Annotated in this window: 8 protein-coding genes; 5 read left to right on the top strand and 3 right to left on the bottom strand. The window is 47.8% G+C overall.

All coding sequences use genetic code 11. The features are described 5' to 3' along the window. Positions 1-29: 29 nt before the first annotated feature. Entirely contained in the window at positions 30-2,273 is a 2,244-nt protein-coding gene (locus A8708_RS08395) for an AraC family transcriptional regulator (protein WP_167355861.1), read from the bottom strand. A 236-nt stretch (positions 2,274-2,509) separates the two neighbouring features. Here A8708_RS08395 and A8708_RS08390 point away from each other — a divergent pair, with 236 nt between their 5' ends. From A8708_RS08390 to A8708_RS08370, 5 genes are all read left to right on the top strand, one after another. Further along, the gene (locus A8708_RS08390; protein ID WP_068663064.1) at positions 2,510-3,400 is read left to right on the top strand and encodes a carbohydrate ABC transporter permease; all 891 of its coding nucleotides are present in this window, start codon (positions 2,510-2,512) and stop codon (positions 3,398-3,400) included. A 57-nt stretch (positions 3,401-3,457) separates the two neighbouring features. Beyond that, positions 3,458-5,011, top strand: a complete 1,554-nt coding sequence (locus A8708_RS08385; RefSeq protein ID WP_068663063.1) for an ABC transporter substrate-binding protein — start codon at positions 3,458-3,460, stop codon at positions 5,009-5,011. Between the two features lie 74 nt (positions 5,012-5,085). Further along, on the top strand, positions 5,086-6,006 hold the full coding sequence (locus A8708_RS08380) for an ABC transporter permease (RefSeq protein ID WP_068663062.1): 921 nt from the start codon (positions 5,086-5,088) through the stop codon (positions 6,004-6,006). Between the two features lie 112 nt (positions 6,007-6,118). Further along, complete coding sequence (locus A8708_RS08375) at positions 6,119-13,951, top strand: DUF4962 domain-containing protein (RefSeq protein WP_068663061.1); 7,833 nt, start codon at positions 6,119-6,121, stop codon at positions 13,949-13,951. A gap of 200 nt (positions 13,952-14,151) precedes the next feature. Further along, the gene (locus tag A8708_RS08370) at positions 14,152-14,448 is read left to right on the top strand and encodes a hypothetical protein (RefSeq protein WP_068663060.1); all 297 of its coding nucleotides are present in this window, start codon (positions 14,152-14,154) and stop codon (positions 14,446-14,448) included. Between the two features lie 1,116 nt (positions 14,449-15,564). Here A8708_RS08370 and A8708_RS08365 read toward each other — a convergent pair. Together A8708_RS08365 and A8708_RS34750 are read right to left on the bottom strand one after the other, a co-directional pair. Continuing rightward, positions 15,565-15,984: a hypothetical protein gene (locus tag A8708_RS08365; protein WP_068663059.1), complete on the bottom strand. Its 420-nt coding sequence runs from the start codon at positions 15,982-15,984 to the stop codon at positions 15,565-15,567. A gap of 12 nt (positions 15,985-15,996) precedes the next feature. Further along, the gene (locus A8708_RS34750) at positions 15,997-17,040 is read right to left on the bottom strand and encodes an eCIS core domain-containing protein (RefSeq protein ID WP_082927355.1); all 1,044 of its coding nucleotides are present in this window, start codon (positions 17,038-17,040) and stop codon (positions 15,997-15,999) included. Positions 17,041-17,124: the final 84 nt, after the last annotated feature.

Raw genomic sequence — 17,124 nt, 5'->3', positions numbered from 1 at the left:
GCAAGATACAAGCGTAAGCCCTTTTTGTGTTAAGTTCCGTTATTTCGATATTCGGCAGGCGTAATACCTGTATATTTTTTAAAGACCTTATAGAAATAAGTGCTGTTGTTATAGCCAGTCTTCTGCGAGATTTCCTCAATTGGCGCATGCGTGGAAAGAAGAAGTTCCTTTGCTCGCTGGATTCGGTATTCGTTTAAATAATCGGGAACCGACTGGTTGGCGAGCTTTTTGAAAATCCGCCCCAGATAGGCGGGGGATAAATCGAGAATTTCCGCAATTTTAAATAAGGACAATTCCCGGTCGGCGTAATTCTGACCAATGATTGTATCAATGGATGCAATCAGGTTGTCGTGTTTTGAGCTCTTCTTATCCTTGAAACCCAGACAAAGCCCATCGATTAATTCGCAGAAATGATTGTGTACATCTTGAAGCGTCTCTAGCTTATGCATGTGATGGATAAAGGAACTGAAATCATAATCCAATGGGATGCTAGCATTTTTATCCATTCCAAGTGCCGTCGTACTGAGCGAGAAGGCCAACTGATTGAATAACATGTTATAAACGATATAGGAAGGCGGGTCGACGGCACGTACAATTTCATTGAACCATTTCTTAGACTCTTCCGCTTTGCCAAGCTTAATCGTCTCCAACATATTATTCTCAAGTCCAACAGGATGGATGTACGGCGTGAGCGCTTGCGGACGATGCTGACGGCTGTGCAACATGCAACGGTAACCGTCGGTAAATTTGTATTTCAACTGCTGCAGCGCTTCCGTGTATAAGTCCGATACTTCAACGAGGCTGTCGCCGGTTCTGCTAATGGAGGCAGACAGCGAGATGCTGAGGAATTGCTCAGCTGAGTCTTGCACCTTTTTTACCGTATCCATCCATGCTTGATCACTTTGGAAGCTGCCATTCAGTAGCACCGCAAGGGTCTTCTCATCGATATCAATACACTCGCAGATGCCGATTTGTGAGAACAGTTCGGAGGCGATGTTCATCATGCCGTATTTGAGCAGAACGCGGTCTTCAAAGTGATATTGCTTGGAAAATGAATCAAATCGGTCGACTACGAAAAGGACAATGATAAAGTCACTGGTCGGATCCATCGCGATATCGAATTCACTGAGTTTGGTTTCGAGATCAGTTGGTTTTCTAAATCCACTATTGTGAACAAGCTGACGTAAGAAGTTTTGCTTTAACTTATCGTGATTATTGCGTTTTTCCTTCATCAATGTATTTAATTTGGATGTGACTTTCTCAATCGGCTTGTATAGCGTTCTGGATAAGAAGAATGAAATGCTGAGCCCAATTAATAGAATGAGCAAACAGATCCAAAGTACGGTTTCCTTAATCATTTCCACTTTCCCCATAATGGTGTCATAAGGCAGTATCCGGATGAAAAGCCAGTTGGTAAATTCATGTTTGGAGTATACAACTAACGATTTCACACCCTCTACATCATCGACAAAATAATCGGATGCTTGATTAGCGGAAGCAGTCAATATTTTTTGTACATAAGGTTTATCCTTCAAATCTGCCAGGAAAGGCATCGAATCCGTACTAGTTACCAGGGTGCCTTTGCTATCGATGATGAACGTGGACCCATTTTTATTCATATCAAGGCTTGTAATGGCGTCCTTCATCCATCGCTCGGGTACGTTAAGCATAATCATATTGTCGATATCCTTAGACTGGCCTTGCAGATCATAGAAAACGAAAGTGTATACATTAGCCATTTTGACTTCCTGAAAAGGAGTTTGAACGGGTATTGCCCGGGGAATAGGTGCCAACCGTTTGTAATTTGTGAAATGCTCTACTAACATGCGCGCGTCCGCATCGTAGAAATCGTCGAAGCCTTGAATCGTATTTAGGGAGGACAGGGTGGCTGAGTAAAATGTTTTGGAGTTCTTGCTGTACAGATAAATGGAATGGATGAAATAGTTGATATTCAGATATGTATTCAAGCGATTTAAAGCGGTGTTCGTTTCCACACTGCCTGGGGATGTATAGTGTAGGAGCTTATCGAGCAGTGGATCGGCGTATATTTGCAGCGCGTAGTTCGTCGAGTTTTCAATCATTGATTTAGCACTGTAGCTCGTCTGGGACAAGCTGCTTTTCTCCGATGCATAGATATTTGATAAGGCGATCTTCTCGAAACTCGCGTAGAGTGCAGAGGACAAAGTTACGATGGTGAGGATGATGCAAACGATGAGCGAAAGGAAGATGTTGGCGTAAAGTTTATTGGATGTGCGGGCCGTTGTGAGTTTCATCGTATTGTCCATGCTCCTTCCTTATTCGGGATCGTTGCCATTATTATAATGAATATTTAGTAAACAGGTAAGAGCAGGTACAAAAAGTGTAAAGCGGAACAAATTCGTTTAGTTGCCTTTCACAAAAAAATGGAGACTATTCACGGGTTTGTGAAGTATACGGGGAGCTTGATCGTAGTCTACGATGGAATTAGGAAACCGGTTGTCCTAAACAAAGCGAATTGATGGAGGGCTGCATGGAGAGTAAGCAATCTGTAGAGAAATATGTGTTCCAAATCATCGGCTATTTCTTCATATCGTTGTTCGCAGTCATGTGTTTAATTCCGTTCCTTATGATCGTCATAGGCTCAGTCACGGAGGAAACCCAAATTATTAGGAACGGATACAGCCTCATGCCGAGCAAGCTTTCATTTGATGCCTACGTATTTATTTTTAAAAATCCTAAGCAGATCGTATCCGCTTATCAAATTACGTTATTGGTTACGATCATCGGTACCCTGCTCGGACTGTTTCTTACAGCGATGACAGCATACGTGCTGCAGCGAAAAGACTTTAAGTACCGAAACGTATTCGCCTTCTATTTCTTCTTTACTACCTTATTTTCCGGTGGACTTGTACCATGGTACATTATGATCGTCAAGTATTTAGGATGGAAGGACTCGCTCTTGGCCTTGATTGTGCCTGCTTTATTAAACGTGTTTTATATTATTATCATGAGAAGCTTTATTAGCTCGACCATTCCTGATGCCATCAGCGAATCGGCAAAGATTGATGGTGCTGGCGATTTCCGTATCTTTTTCTCCATGATACTTCCATTGACCAAGCCAGCGCTGGCTACTATAGGTTTGTTCATTGCGCTTAATTATTGGAATGATTGGTATCATGCGACCTTGTTTATCAATAAAGAAAATCTGTACCCGCTGCAATACTTCCTCTATAAAATCTTGAGCAGTATTGCCTTCGCCAACTCATCCGTGGCTTCGCAAGGCTCTGTCGTCATGGATACGCCGAAAGAATCTTTCAAGCTCGCCATGACGGTCATCGCGACAGGACCGATCGTTCTTCTTTATCCTTTTGTCCAAAAATATTTCATTCAAGGTATTACGATAGGCTCCGTTAAAGGATGACACCGGCTGTGGCCGTTGATCATAGATGAGTGAATCAATAAAGGGGAGGATTTATCGATGAAACATGTAAAGACACTGATGACAGTCAGCTTGGCAGCAGTCATGCTTATGGCAGGCTGTTCGACAAACTCAGGCCAAGGAACGGCATCACCTAATCCAACCGCAGGCACGAGTACGGCAGCCCCATCGAACAAACCGGACATTTCTAAAGAAGTGAAGCTGAAAATGTACCTGATCGGCGATCAGCCCAAGGACATAGGGCTTGTCTATGACGAAGTCAATAAGATGCTGAAACGTGATATTAATGCAACAGTTGAGCCTATTTTCCTATCTTGGGGAGATTATTTACAGAAGTATCCGCTGCTGTTTGCAACGGGTGAAGATTTCGATTTGGTTTTCTCGGCAAACTGGATCAAGTATGGCGAGCAAGCAATTAAAGGGGCATTCCTTGAGCTTACGCCGGATATGTTAACTAAAAATGCACCGAAGACGATGAAGGAAATGCCGAAAGAAGCCTGGGAGCAGGCAAAGGTGCAAAATAAAATTTATATGGTACCTGCCTCGACCAAAGATTTCTCTATGGCCGTTGTCGGCGTCAGAGGCGATTTGAGAGCGAAGTACAACATCCCTGAGTTAAAAACGATCAATGATTTTGAGAAATACCTTGAAGCTATTTCCAAAAATGAACCGAATATGGTGCCTTTCGATGAAGGCATTAATGCTTATACGATGTACGACTTCATGGTTGGGACTGAATTAACACCTAAGCTCATTATTGGTAATTCGCTCGTTTCTGTGGACTTAAAAGATAAGTCGGGCAAATTGATTGATATCGCGCAAACTCCGCAATATTCGGAATTTGCGAAAAAGATGGCCGATTGGAACAAAAAAGGTTACTGGTCCCAGAATGCTCTGCTGAATAAGACGCCAATTAAAGATTCGTTCCTTGCTGGTAAAAGTGCAGCGATGGCTGGAAACATTCAGGATATGAGTCTCGGTGTAACGGCAGCGAATCAGAAACATCCGGAGTGGAAAGTCGAGCTGTTTGATCTTTACAATGGGAAAGCAACCTATGTGAATCCGTATATCGGAAATGGGATGTCGATTAATGCCAATTCCAAAAACCCGGAGAGAGCCCTGATGCTGCTCGATTTGTTCCGGAACAATGAGGACTACTTTAACCTTACAACGTATGGCATTAAGGGGAAGCATTATGAGTTGACTGCAGACAAAAAGATACAAGCGCTCGGCGGAACGGATTCCGGCTACAAGATCGACTCCGGTTCTCCTTGGGGCTGGCGTACGGAAGGATTGATTAAGCCGCTTGCCGACGAACCGAAGGAGGTTGGGGCGATTAAAGCAGCTTGGACGAAAACTGCAATTACGAATCCGCTTCTTAACTTTGTGTTCGATACAACGAATGTGAAGAACGAATTGGCAGCGATCAAAAACGTCAAAGATCAATACCGGAATCCAATTACGCTTGGTGTCATTAATGATCCGGTGGAAGCCGTAAAAACCCTCAATACCAAAAATAAAGAAGCGGGTCTAGATAAAGTGATCGCAGAAGCGCAGAAACAGCTGGACGACTATGTAAAGAACAATAAATAACGTTTGTGAAAGGACGAGAGAGGCTGCGGTCATCAGGCAACAGCCTCTCTCGTTTTTATTAGGAGGAGAATCGTATGCATACGAAAGGTTTTCTAGGCGATTTGCGAAGGAATCGCACATTGTATCTGATGATTTTGCCAGCGTTCTTATTTTTTCTGATCTTTTGTTATTTTCCAATGGCAGGCATGGTGGTTGCTTTTAAATCTTATTCCTATAGGGATGGTATATTTGGAAGTCCTTGGGTTGGTTTCGCTAATTTCGAATTCTTCTTCAATTCCGGGAAAGCGTTTCTAGTTACAAAAAATACGATCGTGTATAACTTTATGTTCATGATTGTGAACAACTTGCTCGAAATGAGCATTGCCATTGTGTTATTTGAGTTGGCAGGCAAATACGTCAAGAAATTTTTGCAGTCGGTCATCTTTCTGCCTTATTTCATTTCGTGGGTCGTTGCCGGAGCAATTGTTTATAATTTCCTCAATTATGAGTTCGGTGCGGTGAATACGTTCTTGAAGTCGTTAGGCATCACGACAGTAAACTTTTACAATAATCCGAGTTTGTGGCCTTATATCTTGGTCTTTTTTAGCGCATGGAAGTCGGTAGGGTATGGAACGGTAATTTACCTTGCGAGTATTGCAGGCATTGATTCGGAAATGTACGAAGCATCGAAAATCGATGGAGCGAATGTGCTTCAGCGGATAGTCCATATTACGATCCCATCCATCATTCCGACCTTGATTGTTTTGCTGCTGCTGAAGGTGAGCCAGATCGCGAGAGGCGACTTCGGCTTGTTCTACCAACTGATCGGTGATAATGGACTCTTATATGATAAAACCGATATTATCGACACGTTCTCATTCCGGGCACTCCTCGATTTGCAGGAATTCGGCATGGCGGCGGCAGTTGGTTTATATCAGTCCGTCCTCTGTTTCCTCATTATTGTGATCACGAATGAATCTGTAAAACGAATCAAGAAAGAAAGCGCCCTATTTTAAGAAAAGAAACGTTGAGAGGGGGGATGCTCGACATTCGGAAAAGGTTAGCTTGAAAGGAAGGGCTGGTTGTAAAGATAAGGGTTAGAAGAAAAAAAGGAGATGATTCGTAACGATGATGGTACGAAATTCAAAGAGTCTACTTGCGCTTGTGATGATTGTTGTCATGATGTGGGGTTGTTTCAGCGCTTTGCCGTTTGTGAAGGTACCTGTTGCAGAAGCCGCCGAAGGGTGGCCAACGTCGGTGATGTCGGGGACGAATATGCCGTTTGGTCCTGGGGATGCTCTGGTTACGACACAAAACCCGCCTGACTTCCGGTGGCCTGCCGTTAGCGGAGCAGACAACTACGATCTGCAGGTTAGTCGCAGTACGACAGTATCGAGTGTCGTGTATGAACAAGAAACCCTCACGTCGAACTTCTACAATTTTAATCATGTTTTTGACACAGGTACCTGGTATTGGCGTGTACGGTTTCACAAGCCAGTCTCTGGCTGGTCGGAATGGAGTGATATTCGGAAGTTCCGAATTGAGGAGGAGAATGTTCCGTTCCCCGTTCCTTCTGTCGAACAGTTGTTAAGCAATATCAGCGCGACACACCCTCGCATTTGGGCAAATTCATCGACGCTTGCGGATTTCCGAAATTTGCGGTATACGGTAGGGCAAGATATGTTTCAAAGAATCAATCAATCCGTTATTGCTGCACTATGTACGCCAACTGCTGAGAATCCGCATCAGTGCGACTTGGTCGAACCGGACTTTCCCTATGGAGCTACCTATAATCATAATGCTCCTGAATTTGTCGCAGCGCAGCGTGTTCTCCGTACGAATTCGGAAGCGGCCATTAATAAAATGTTCAATGCCGCATTCATTTACTTCCTCACGGGTTCGCCTGAGATCGGACAGTACGCGAAAGCAAGGCTGCTCGACCTCGCCAGCTGGAACCCGAATGGAACAACAAGCTACTTTATTCATGATCAGGTACATAGGAGCATTGCGTTAGATTCAGCCATGGCCTACGACTGGCTATACGATCTGCTTTCACCTACAGAGAAACAGACGGTATTGAATATGGTGAAAGCCCGCACGCAGACCTTGGTCAATGAAATCGTGGTCAAATACCCCATTCAGAGTAAACCGTATGATTCACATGGGTGGACCGCATTCGGATTTGTTGGCATCATCGCTACGGCGTTGCTGAATGATTTACCGGAAGCTGAATCCTGGTTTCGGCAAGTTGTTCCGGCTTACATCAATATTTTGCCTCCTTGGGGTGGGGAGGATGGCGGTTGGTCACAGGGAACTGGGTATTGGCAATGGTCGTCTACGCTTTCGAAACAATTTATGGACGTCCTGTTGAGTGCGAGCGGTTTCAATCTTTATGACAAAGCATTTTCACGTAATGAAGGCTTATATCCGCTTTATGCATTTCCGAAAGGCAGCCCGAAAGGGATTTTTGGAGACGATAGCGAGTACGCTCCAGGTTCAGCGAGTGTGACTGTTTATAATCGTCTCGCGCAAATGTACGGCGATCCCCGGATGAAATGGGCAGCTGGGGCAATTGGAACGGGCATGAACGGGGAAATGAGCAACTATTTTTATGGGGACGACAATCTGGACGCGAGACCCCCGGTTGATTTGCCGGACTCCAAGTGGTTTCAGGACATTGGACTTGTGACTATGCATTCAAAATTATACGATCCCGACAGCGTGTCGCTCTATTTCAAATCGAGCCCATTCGGCACTTACAACCATAGCCATGCGGATCAGAATGGTCTCATCGTTAACGCTTTTGGAGAATCGCTTGCTGTGGAGAGTGGTTTTTATGACTACTACGGCAGCAGCCACGATACCAACTATGCGAAGCAAACATTTGCCGCTAACGCCATTACAGTTGATGGGAAGAAGGGGCAGCCGATCGATAATATCGATGCGGACGGCAAGATCATGAGCTTTGTTACACATCCTGATTTCGATGCAACGAGCGGAGATGCCACTGCTGCCTATTCGGGTAAGCTTAATCAAGCGAACAGGAGTATCGTTTATGTCAGACCCGATATGTTCGTGGTCATTGATCAATTGCAGTCGACGAATCCAGGGGGCTCGGAATTTGAATGGCGTCTGCACGCAGATAATCAGATGGATCTTGACGCTGATCAGGCTGGAGCAACGATTTGGAAGAATGAAGCCGGATTGAGAGTCCGTTTTCAAGCGCCCTCGGGGCTTAGAACGACGTTTGAAGACCAATACTTAGATGCGAATGACGTGGAATGGAAACCAAATAAGGATTCCGTTTATGCCAACAAAAAGCAGCTGCATGCGGCATTCATCACGCCGAAAGCGAATGCGACGACTTTTGTTTCTACGATGGAAGCTTTTAAGCAGGGAATCCAGCCGCAGAATGTGATCTCAGAGAATCACGGAACGTATACGAAACTTACCTTTGACGACGGTTCAATCGTTTATGTGCGAACGAGTTCGGGTGGGGAAGTTGATACAGGCGGTATTCAATTCAACGGTACTGCTGTGGCTATGAAAGGAAGTACGGTGCTCCTCGTTGACGGTACAAAGCTTGTAAAAGACGGCACTACGCTCATTGCGAGTAGTCAACCAGCGACGGTGGTTTATGGCGGTGACCAAATATCGGTATCGAGTCCATCGGACGTGCAGGTTGATGTCAATGTACCAGGCACTGTACGCTTACGAGATGCCGGAAGTGGTCAGGACTTCCCGAGCGGCGGAGTGATCGAAGACGCAATGGGACTCAGGGGTGTACACTGGACTGCAGCAGGAAACACGCTCACCCTTCATGTCGAAAAGGGGCAGCATGCGTTCAAGCTTAACGATGCGCCGATGTCGGAGCCGCTGGCTCCAGCTACGCTGCATACAGATTTCGATGGCGTGCAGGGAACGAAGTCGATGCAGGTTCGCACCGATATGGAAGGAATCCCTGTCTCTTGGGGGAAACTTGGCAATACAGCGGGATTATACCACGTCGTGGAAGCACCTCAGGGCTTGATTTTTGAAAGGCATGGCCGTCCCCAAGACGTCTACCTCGAAGCAAACGCTAATATTATCATTCGAGGTGAGCTTGGTCCAGTTAAGTTAAGTAAGGTCGGGGGTAATAATTTTACGACTGTGGATGCCTGGACAGACCCTGAAGACATGAGAAATAGGTTGTCCTTTGATTGGATTGAAGCAGAATCCTATACGGATGCGGATGCAGGAGTTAGCGCCTATACGACGAGGCCATTTTTGTCAGGAGGGAAAGGGTTAGGCAATTGGAATCAGGCGGGACAGAAAGTACATTGGACGTATCAAGTTCCCAAGGCGGGAACCTATGACCTGGTCCTGAAGTATGTCGCGGGCTTTGGGCTGAATCCTGGTGAACTCACGAGCAGAAGCGTCATGATCGGAAATATTGCGACAGCCTTTCAGGCTCCAACGACCTACGATTACGGGACGAAGCCGGAATATTGGCAAGGGCTCCGCGTTAATCTGGGGCAGCACTTGGCGGCAGGAACGGTCGATATCACGATGTGGAACGATAATGGACCGATGAATTTGGATTGGATTGGGCTTATCGAGCGAAAAAGCGATGAGGAGCGTCCGACAGTGCCCGGCAACCTTCATCTTGTTGCAAAGACGGATACGACTGCTTCTGTAGCTTGGAACTCGTCGACCGATAATGTGGCTGTCAAGGAATATGAGCTGTATGCAAACGGTGTATTGAAAACCGTAGTTCCGAGCGGTACGCTCACGGCAACGATAGCCGGGCTAGTGATTGGCAATACGAGTGCCATCACGATGGTGGCTGTGGATACCAGCAACAATCGGTCATTAGTTAGTGAGACTTTGAACGTGTTGACGCAAGACACCATGGCTCCAACTTGGGGGGAGACTGCCTCCATATGGCCAGAGCATCTATTCCCGAATACGGCAAGACTTACATGGGACTCGGCGGCGGACAATTCAGGCTCCGTGACGACGTATACGATCTATCGGAAGGAGGGGGGGCAATCCTCCTTCGTGAAAGCGGGTACGGTGAGTGGAAGTGTGTACAGCTATGATGTGACGGGTCTACTACCCGGGGGCAACTATACGTTCCAGATTCAGGCTGCTGATGTGCAGGGCAATGAATCGACGGATGGTCCGAGCAAGACAGTGACGCTGCCTGACCTAGACAGTAGTGGCAGTTATTATGAATCGTTTGACGACAGAATAGCGGGGGCAATGAGCTCTGCTGGCAACTGGACGGTGACGACGAACTCCGGAACGTCGGCAGCCATCGTACCTTCGCCAGACTCGAGCGGCAATGTGCTGCAGTTGACAGACAATTACGCGACATCGGACAGTGACTATACGGAAAGCCCGATTGTTGTAAGAAATAATGCGCCGATTGGCGGTAAGGTCACAATCGAAACGAAATTCATGTTTAATAAAGTGAGCAGCGACACCAGCAATTTCGAGCTAAAGCTGCGTGGTTCCGGGACGGATATCGTGCGGTTCAACGGCTTCTCGGATGGAACCATCGGCTATTGGAATCTTATCAGCGGCACCAATTCATCCGTCAAAATTCCGAATGCCACCGGCTTCACGCTTCCGCGGGATCAGTGGATGACGCTCCGTTTCGACCTGGATATGGCTGCAAAGACGTATGATCTTACCATGCAGGCGGAGGCCTTCAAAACCTATTCCGGCACGGTGGCGGCGCCTGGCACGCTGGATAGGAAAACAGGCACATATCAGGTAAAAGGAATTCCGTTTTATAACAACTCAACAGCAACGACGATTGATTCCTTTCGCTTTAGTTCATCCCGATACACAAGTAAATTCTTGCTTGATTACTTGACGCTGTACAAGACAACTTTGCCTGATACCACAGCTCCAGTATGGGGCGAGGCGGCCTCGATTCAATCGGTGCAATTGTTCCCGAATGCGGCTAGACTTGCCTGGGATCAAGCGACTGACAATTCAGGATCGGTCGCATCTTATTCAATCTATCGAAGGGACAGTGGGCAATCGTCCTTCGTGAAGGCGGCAACGGTGAGCGGGAGTACGTATGCATATGACATGACTGGGCTACTGCCAGGCGGCAGCTATACGTTCCAGGTAAAGGCGACCGATGCCCAGGGCAACGAATCGTCGAACGGCCCAACCACGATAGTGACACTCCCTGCGACAGGCAGCAGCGGCGCGTACTATGATTCCTTTGATGATTGGGCAACAGGAAACGTATCAAACGGCAGTACCTGGACGGTGAGTACGAATAGTGGGACGTCCGTTTCCGTCGTGCCTTCACCGGATGGCGCTGGGAAAGCCCTCCAATTATTAGATAATTACGCTTTGTCGGACAGTGATTACACGGAAAGTCCGATTGCGGTGAGATCCCATGCCGCGCTTGGGGGTAAGCTCTCGTTTGAAACGAGGTTCATGTTCAACAAGGTGACTAGTGATGCCGCTAACTTTGAACTCAAGCTGCGCAGTGCAGGAACGGATGTCGTGCGGTTTAATGGGTTTTCGGATGGCACATTCGGATACTGGAAGGTTATCAGTGGTACCAACACGCCGGTCAAAATTCCGAAAGCCGCAGGTCTGGTACTTCCCCGCGATCAGTGGATTACACTTCGTTTTGATCTAGATATGACGGTTAAGACGTATGATATCTCCATGCAAGGAGATGTGTTTAAAAGTTATGGGGGAACGGTGGACGCGCCGGGCACCTTGGACACAAATAGCGGTACGTATCGTATCAATGGCATACCATTCTATAACAACAACACGTCAGTCACGACCATCGATACTTTCCGAATTAGTACATCGCGTTTTACGAGCAAAATTTTGCTTGATTATGTTATGTTGTACAAAAATACGATAGCTCCAGCAGATGCGATCTTATCAGCCGATAAGATCGTACCAACCAAATTGGATGTCAACGTCATGATTCAGTATCCTGCCGACGCAGCGGTAAAGGAATATAGGATCGGAGAGACTGGTACATGGACGGCCTACACAGCGCCTATTGTCCTTTCCGGCAATGCTACCGTGTTTGCTAGAGGTACTTCTGTCGATGGCAAAGTATCCAATGTTACAAGTTATACAGTAAGCAATATTGATCGAGCAGCTCCGGTTACGAGTGTAAGCGTATCTCCTGCGCAACCGGACGGCACCAACGGCATGTATGTCAATCCAGTCACAGTCACACTGGTCGGTAGCGATAGCTTATCAGGTATGGCCAAAACCGAGTTCAGTCTGGACAACGGAACTTCTTGGCAGCTGTATACGACGGACGTTACGTTTGACACTAAAGGCAACTACAGCATGCTTTATAAGTCTACAGACCAAGCGGGGAATGTCGAGATTCCTCAGCAGTTTGGCTTTATGCTCGACACGACTACAGTCAAGGTACAGCTCAAAGACAGTAAGGGTAATCCGCTTAGCGGCGGCAATGTGAAGTACTACGATGGTGGATGGAAAGATTTCGGCATTACCGACGCTTCCGGGTTGGTAAGCAAATCTCTTCTGAACAAGTCCTACACATTCGCGATGACTTACGAAGGCACATATAAGGAGAGCGTGCAGGATACGTCGATGAACACCGTTGTCAGTTTCCAAACGGTGAACGTCAAGGTGAAGCTGAAGGACAGTCAAGGGAACCCGCTTGATGGTGGTGCTGCCACCTATTATGCGGGCAGCTGGCGGATGATCGGCAGCACAAGCGGCGGCGAGGTCAGTAAGGAGCTGCTGCCAGGGTCTTATACGTTCGCGATGACTTACGAAGGCACATATAAGGAGAGCGTGCAGGATACGTCGATGAACACCGTTGTCAGTTTCCAAACGGTGAACGTCAAGGTGAAGCTGAAGGACAGTCAAGGGAACCCGCTTGATGGTGGTGCTGCCACCTATTATGCGGGCAGCTGGCGGATGATCGGCAGCACAAGCGGCGGCGAGGTCAGTAAGGAGCTGCTGCCAGGGTCTTATACGTTCGCGATGACTTACGAAGGCACATATAAGGAGAGCGTGCAGGATACGTCGATGAACACCGTTGTCAGTTTCCAAACGGTGAACGTCAAGGTGAAGCTGAAGGACAGTCAAGGGAACCCGCTTGATGGTGGTGCTGCCACCTATTATGCGGGCAGCTGGCGGATGATCGGCAGCACAAGCGGCGGCGAGGTCAGTAAGGAGCTGCTGCCAGGGTCTTATACGTTCGCGATGACTTACGAAGGCACATATAAGGAGAGCGTGCAGGATACGTCGATGAACACCGTTGTCAGTTTCCAAACGGTGAACGTCAAGGTGAAGCTGAAGGACAGTCAAGGGAACCCGCTTGATGGTGGTGCTGCCACCTATTATGCGGGCAGCTGGCGGATGATCGGCAGCACAAGCGGCGGCGAGGTCAGTAAGGAGCTGCTGCCAGGGTCTTATACGTTCGCGATGACTTACGAAGGCACATATAAGGAGAGCGTGCAGGATACGTCGATGAACACCGTTGTCAGTTTCCAAACGGTGAACGTCAAGGTGAAGCTGAAGGACAGCCAAGGGAATCCGCTTGACGGTGGTGCTGCCATCTATTACGCGGGCAACTGGCGAACAATTGGCAGCACAAGCGGCGGCGAGGTCAGTAAGGAGCTGCTGCCCGGCTCTTATACATTCGCGATGACTTACGAAGGCACATATAGGGAGAGCGTGCAGGATACGTCGACGAACACCTTCGCCAGCTTCCAGACAGTGAACGTCAAGGTGAAGCTGAAGGACAGCCAAGGGAATCCGCTTGACGGAGGGATTGCCACTTATTATGCGGGCAGTTGGCGGATCATCGGAAGCACGAGCGGCGGCGAGGTCAGTAAGGAGCTACTGCCCGGCTCTTACACGTTTGGCATCTCTTTCTTGGGAACGCACATGGAAAGGGTGAACGACATCTCTTCCAATCCCACGGTTGTTTTTCAGTAGTAGATAAGAGGGCTTTTGTCCGAATCCGAACGGAACTTACAAGTAGATTCAAAAAAGGAACCCGAATCCAAATTGTGGATTTGTGTTTCTTTTTTGTTCTGAATAAGAGTGGACATGTACGATAGACTAATGAAGTTGGCAGGAGGGAACGATGCAGATAAGAATCGGGATGTTTTCGACAGCACCGTGCCTGGGGGCGGATGAGTTATGAGTCGGACGTAAGCGGCTGGCAAAATGAACGGGAAACCCGCTCCCGCAGCGGCGGGCAAAGATTGGTAGATCGCATGATGGATGCGGTCAACGATTACGGCGTGAAGCTTCGCGGGACAGGCACGGACGAGAACCTGTTTGTCTATCGTAAGCTAGAAGGTATGTTGGCCGCGCATGGGGAGACGATTGAGGCTCTGCACATTTTGAAGCCGATCGGTGTTTGCACGGCTCCCGCAAGCCAACCAAGCGCCGAAGCTGACCGTATTAGTGATGAAAAACATCACTAAGTCATCCCGTACGCCCACGAAACGCCGAAGCTGACCGCATTAGTGATGAAAACATCACTAAATCATCCCGCACGCCAACCAAGCGTCGAAACTGACCACATTAGTGATGAAAAACATCACTAAGTCATCCCGTACGCCCACGAAACGCCGAAGCTGACCGCATTAGTGATGAAAAACATCACTAAGTCATCCCGCGCACTCACCAAGCGCCGAAGCTGACCAAATTAGTGATGAAAAACATCACTAAGTCATCCCGCGCACTCACCAAGCGCCGAAGCTGACCAAATTAGTGATGAAAAACATCACTAAGTCATCCCGCGCACTCACCAAGCGCCGAAGCTGACCAAATTAGTGATGAAAAACATCACTAAGTCATCCCGCGCACTCACCAAGCGCCGAAGCTGACCAAATTAGTGATGAAAAACATCACTAAGTCATCCCGTACGCCCACCAAGCGCCGAAGCTGACCGCATTAGTGATGAAAAACATCACTAAGTCATCCCGCGCACTCACCAAGCGCCGAAGCTGACCAAATTAGTGATGAAAAACATCACTAAGTCATCCCGTACGCCAACCAAGCGCCGAAGCTGACCGCATTAGTGATGAAAAACATCACTAAGTCATCCCGCGCACTCACCAAGCGCCGAAACTGACCACATTAGTGATGAAAAACATCACTAAATCATCCCGCACGCCAACCAAGCGTCGAAACTGACCACATTAGTGATGAAAAACATCACTAAGTCATCCCGTACGCCCACCAAACGCCGAAGCTGACCGCATTAGTGATGAAAAACATCACTAAGTCATCCCGCGCACTCACCAAGCGCCGAAGCTGACCAAATTAGTGATGAAAAACATCACTAAGTCATCCCGTACGCCAACCAAGCGCCGAAGCTGACCGCATTAGTGATGAAAAACATCACTAAGTCATCCCGCGCACTCACCAAGCGCCGAAACTGACCACATTAGTGATGAAAAACATCACTAAATCATCCCGCACGCCAACCAAGCGTCGAAACTGACCACATTAGTGATGAAAAACATCACTATTGCGGCCACCCGAACAGAATAAAAGCAGTCCCCCAAGTAGTAACCTACCTCGGGGACTGCCTTTTACTCGCTCGATGCATCTTCTAATTCCCACGTATCGCCGATAGCGCTCACCTTGTAGCAAGAACCCTCCAACGAAATGCAAGCTTCCAACCCAAGCTGCGCAAACGTCAGCAACCAGCTTTCCTCATTATTCTCATACTGAATAGGAAGCACGTCATGCAGGTGGCGGATGAAATCGAAGACGTTCGTGTCATCACCCGTCGCCCGTGTGAAGTCAATCCAACGACCTGTGACCTTTCGATCATTCACCGCGGCGAGGAGATCGATAAGCCAAGAAGGAGCAGCGTCTGCGGCATCAAGCTCGTACTCCGCAATGTGCTCCGCCAAAGCTTGCTTATTAGTCATCGGCGCTCCGCCGCCAGCAGTCAATGCTACAGCCAGCTCGTCCAAGAGCTGACTCAATCGCGTTGAAGACTCCATTTTCTCATCCTCCTAGCTTACTGGAAACATCGTGTTGATTTTTAACTTGCCATTGTCCGGCTGAATATCCAATTGAACCTGGTCGCAAGTGACCTCTGTGCCATCGCGGAGATACCCGACTCCTGCACCTGGTACGCTGATTACGGTACCCATACCGACGAGTTTCTGCTTCGGTGCATTCTTGGACACCAATGTGCTGTAAGCACTGGCGAAGGCTGCCTTATGCTTATCATCTGAGACGAATTTCGAAGCGGCTTTGCCTGTTGGCACTTTACTCACACGACCTGAAGGTGCAGTACCGCTTTTCAAGCGTTCGCGTTGTTGATCTTCCGTTGTATGCGCCCCATGATCGGCATAGGAATGTCCACCGCCAACATCATACGTACTTGGATCATTCGCATCCAATCCGTCGTAAAGGTCGGCAGCCACCTTTTGGATCGTATCCGAAGAGGGGGATGTCTCACCACTTACTAAACTATCGTTGTCCGATCTTTTCATTTGCATACGTTCTTCGCCTAGATCAGATGCTTTCGCTCCCATTCGATCGGCTTCGGACTCTAGTCCATGATCATCATTAATGGCGACGCCGCCAGCTTGCTGCGTAGGAGCCACTCTGCCTTGACGCTGTTGGACAACATGCCAAGCCTCATGTGGCAAATGCTGCTCTTGACCAGGCCCTACATGGATGTCATTTCCCTGCGCGTAAGCTAATGCCTGCAACTGAGCAGGTTTATCGGAATTGTAGTGCACCTTAACGGAGTCCATAGACAATCTGGACAGATTTTCTACACCTGATTTCAATTGATCGGGCATACCTGTGTTATTTTTTTTGGTCTGGATAGGCTGCTCAGATTGTGCAGGTGTTGGAGACTGGGATTTAAACAACTGTGCGACAGCTCGGTTCCCGATGGTTCTTTGTAGTTGTGCGATATGTGAAGTGGATAAAGAGGACATGCGATCCGCAGTTCCATTCTGTTTGGCTGGGCTATTCGTGTGAGTCTGCTTATTGTGTTGTTCTGACGATTGGTTATTTCTCACATGGGATTGATAACTCATAAATACAATTCACCGCCCTAAGTAAATGACCTAACTTTCAACAAATTTCCTGTCGTCCACTCTTTATTTTAAGGTAAAAGTTAC

It is taken from the genome of Paenibacillus oryzisoli (assembly GCF_001653565.1).
Lineage (GTDB): Bacteria > Bacillota > Bacilli > Paenibacillales > NBRC-103111 > Paenibacillus_E > Paenibacillus_E oryzisoli.
Note: the sequence above shows the minus strand (reverse complement) of the source record. Positions and strands in the feature narration are given on the sequence as shown.

Bases quoted from the DNA above. Each gene is read 5' to 3' on its own strand.
- A8708_RS08395 (WP_167355861.1), bottom strand. From the start codon at position 2,273: ATGAAACTCACAACGGCCCGCACATCCAATAAACTTTACGCCAACATC.
- A8708_RS08390 (WP_068663064.1), top strand. From the start codon at position 2,510: ATGGAGAGTAAGCAATCTGTAGAGAAATATGTGTTCCAAATCATCGGC.
- A8708_RS08385 (WP_068663063.1), top strand. From the start codon at position 3,458: ATGAAACATGTAAAGACACTGATGACAGTCAGCTTGGCAGCAGTCATG.
- A8708_RS08380 (WP_068663062.1), top strand. From the start codon at position 5,086: ATGCATACGAAAGGTTTTCTAGGCGATTTGCGAAGGAATCGCACATTG.
- A8708_RS08375 (WP_068663061.1), top strand. From the start codon at position 6,119: ATGATGGTACGAAATTCAAAGAGTCTACTTGCGCTTGTGATGATTGTT.
- A8708_RS08370 (WP_068663060.1), top strand. From the start codon at position 14,152: ATGAGTTATGAGTCGGACGTAAGCGGCTGGCAAAATGAACGGGAAACC.
- A8708_RS08365 (WP_068663059.1), bottom strand. From the start codon at position 15,984: ATGGAGTCTTCAACGCGATTGAGTCAGCTCTTGGACGAGCTGGCTGTA.
- A8708_RS34750 (WP_082927355.1), bottom strand. From the start codon at position 17,040: ATGAGTTATCAATCCCATGTGAGAAATAACCAATCGTCAGAACAACAC.